The organism is Moorena sp. SIO3H5, assembly GCF_010692395.1.
In the GTDB taxonomy this organism is placed as follows: Bacteria; Cyanobacteriota; Cyanobacteriia; order Cyanobacteriales; family Coleofasciculaceae; genus Moorena.
On record NZ_JAAHHS010000589.1, the window covers coordinates 1 to 3,565 of the forward strand.

2 protein-coding genes are annotated in these 3,565 nt (G+C 39.6%); both read left to right on the top strand.

Annotation, left to right across the window (positions count from 1 at the left end):
• Nucleotides 1-3,161: SDR family NAD(P)-dependent oxidoreductase (locus tag F6K52_RS34020; protein ID WP_293089259.1), on the top strand; the 3,161-nt coding region annotated here is incomplete at its 5' end.
• Nucleotides 3,158-3,565, top strand: a 408-nt coding sequence (locus F6K52_RS34025; protein ID WP_293089263.1) for a condensation domain-containing protein, incomplete at its 3' end; no start/stop codon positions are given. The genes F6K52_RS34020 and F6K52_RS34025, both read left to right, overlap by 4 nt.

Sequence of the window (3,565 nt, forward strand, 5' to 3'; positions counted from 1 at the left end):
CAGGGATACCGAAGGCAGTGATGCAGAGTCATAGGAGTTTATTAAGTCGTAGTGCAGCAACAGCACAGATTAACGATTTTAGTTGTGAAGAAATTTCCTTGAATTGGTTTCCTCTAGACCATGTAGGTGGAATTGTAATGTTTCATATCAGGGATGTGTATTTGGGATGTCAGCAAATTCATGTACCAACACAGGAGATATTGCAAGCACCGACGCGGTGGTTAAATTTGATGTCTCAGTATCGGACAACAATTACTTGGGCACCTAACTTTGCTTACGGATTAATTATTGACCAGCTTGAACAACTAGACAAAATAGGTAGTGAAAATTATCAATGGGATTTATCCTCTCTAAAATTTATCCTCAATGCAGGGGAAGCGATAGTCGCCAAAACTGCCAGAAAATTCTTGGAATTATTGGCTAGATACCATCTTCCACCTCAAGCTATGCACCCTGCTTGGGGAATGTCTGAAACTTCCTCAGCAGTAACCTTCTCGAATAACTTCTGGTTAGACTCAACAGATGATGGTCATAAATTTGTAGAAGTAGGGTCTCCCATTCCTGGATTTGCCATCAGAATAGTCGATCATCAAAACCATATAGTCTCAGAAGAAACTATTGGGCTGGTGCAAGTTAAAGGCGCGTCAATTACCTCCGGTTACTATCAAAATTCCACGGCTAATCAAGAATATTTTACAGCAGATGGTTGGTTTAAAACAGGAGATTTAGGCTTTATTAAAAACGGGTGTTTAACAATTACTGGAAGACAAAAAGATGTAATTATTATTAACGGGTTAAACTACTATAGCCATGAAATCGAATCAGTGGTAGAAGAATTACCAGAAATAGAAGTTTCTTACACTGCAGCTTGTGCGGTGAGAGAAATTAATGGAAATACCGATAAATTAGGGATATTTTTCAATAGTGATAAAAACGAAGATACAGAGTTGTTAGCTTTATTGAAAAACATTAGAGAACAAGTAGTAAGCCGAATGGGAATTAACCCAGATTATTTAATTCCCCTAGACAAAGACTTAATTCCCAAAACTTCCATCGGTAAGATTCAACGAACTCAGCTTAGTCAAAGATTTGCCACAGGAGAATTCCAGGAAGTCTTAAAACGGGTAGATTTAATTACCGAAAATAACAACACAATTCCTGACTGGTTCTATCAAAAAACCTGGCAACGCAAACAAGGAAAATATCCGCCACACAAATTCCCCCAATTGGGAGTAGTTTTAGTATTTATAGATAAGTTAGGATTAGGTCAACAAGTCTGCCAAAAGTTAGAAAGCAATTCTCAAGATTATGTGCAAATAGAACTAGGAGAAACCTTCGATAAAATCAATAACAATCACTATATAATTGCTCCAGATATTAAAGATAACTATCAACAACTGTACCAATGTCTAGGAGCAGAAAATATAAAAATCGGAGCAATTATTCACCTGTGGCATTATGATAAATATCCTGGAAAAATTACTGACACAGAAACTCTAGAAACAGCACAAAAAACCGGAATTTATAGCCTTTTATTTATCCTACAAACCTTCGGTAATCAGAGCCCAGATTATCCAGTGCGACTACTGTATGTTGCCAGTCAGAGTCAGTCTCTTGAACCCAAGGAACTCATTGCCTATCAAAAAGCAACAGTACCAGGTTTGTTGAAAACTATCCCGATGGAAATCCCTCACTGGCATTGTCGGCATCTAGACATACAACAAGAATCATTAGAAGTCAATAGCAATCGGATACTTGAGGAATTAACTATTGATGCCAAAGATTCAGAAGTGGCTTATCGAGATGGAGAGCGTTGGGTATCAGGTCTGGATAAAGTTGACTTACCTTCAAAACCCAAACAACCATTACCATTCAAAGCTGGAGGCACTTACCTTATTAGTGGTGGTTTAGGAGGAATTGCTGTTGAAATTGCTAAGTATCTCCTGGAACATTATCAGGCTAAACTATTGCTGTTAGGTCGTACACCCCTACCAGATAGCAACAGTTGGGAAACTTCTTTACAGCAAGGGGGTAAGCTAGCAGAGAAAATCAAAGCTTACCAACAATTACAACAATTAGGTGGTGAGGTGATTTACCAAGGGGTAGATATTGGCCATCAAAAAGCAGTCCAGGAGGTAGTACAGCAAACCTTGTCTGGATGGCAGGTTCAACAACTGGATGGGGTGATTCATCTAGCAGGGTTGATGCAAGAGCGTTTTCTGAGGGAGGAAACACCAGAAAGTTTAGCTGAGGTGTTACGTCCTAAACTGATAGGAACTTTGGTATTACATCAATTGGTAGAAAAACAACCAAAGAGTTTGTTTATCAATTTTTCCTCTATTAATGGTTTCTTTGGTGGCACAACGGTGGGAGCGTATGCAGGAGCTAATAGTTTCTTGGATGCTTTTTCTGACTATCAACGCGTTCACAGTCAGTTACAGAGCTATTGTTTAGCTTGGAGTATGTGGGATGAAATGGGGATGAGTCGGGGTTATCAGATGAAGCAGTTAACTCAAGCTAAGGGTTATCTAGCAGTGGGATTATCTCAAGGTATGTCTTCACTGTTAGCTGGTTTATGCCATGACCAACCCTACTTAATGGTGGGTTTGGATGGTAGTAATCTTAATATCAGAAAGTTGACTTCTACTTCGGATAATCTGCAACAATTAACAGCTTACTTTACTACTAATGGTAAAGGTAAACCCAATGTGAGTGTTCTGGAGAGTCAGCTACAGGATGCGGTAGGTAAACCTAGTAGTTGTGCTGTGGTGGAGTTGGCTGAAATGCCTTTGACTGAGACTGGGGAAATTGACATAGGTTTACTTCGAGAGAGTAATTTGGGTCGTTCAACTCAAAAAAGGGTGAAACCTAGGAATGAGACGGAGCAGCAAATTGCTCAAATCTGGCAGGATTTGTTAGAGGTATCCCAGGTGGGTATCTATGATAATTTCTTTGAGTTGGGGGGGAATTCACTTTTGGCTACTCAGGTGATTTCTCGCTTGCGTCAGGCTTTTGGGAAGGAACTTACTTTACAAGATTTATTTGAGTATCCCACTGTTGCTGGTATCACCAAAAATCTTGAAGTGCTGCGTCAGCTAGCTCAAAAGGAAAACACATTTATTTATGAAACAGATGAAGACTATGAGGAGGAAGCATTATGAAAACAGTTGAGTTTGTCTCTTACCTGCAAAATTTAGGTGTAAAACTTTGGATAGATGGAGAGCAACTCCGTTATCGTTCTCCGAAGGAAGTAATAACACCAGAGCTGAAACAGAGTCTAGTTGAGCGCAAAGCAGATATCCTCAAGTTGCTGAGGAAAGCTCATAAAAATACGCAATCTGATGCAGGTAGTTCGATTCAACCGATTTCTAGGGAACAAACGATACCGTTATCCTTTGCACAACAAAGGCTATGGTTTATAGACAAAATGGCCTTGAGTAGCAACGCCTACAATATGCCATTAACCCTAAATCTAGTAGGAAAACTAGACTATGTAGCCCTACAAAAAAGTCTTAACCAAATCATCGCTCGCCATGAAACCCTCAGAACCACCTTCAGTGAAATC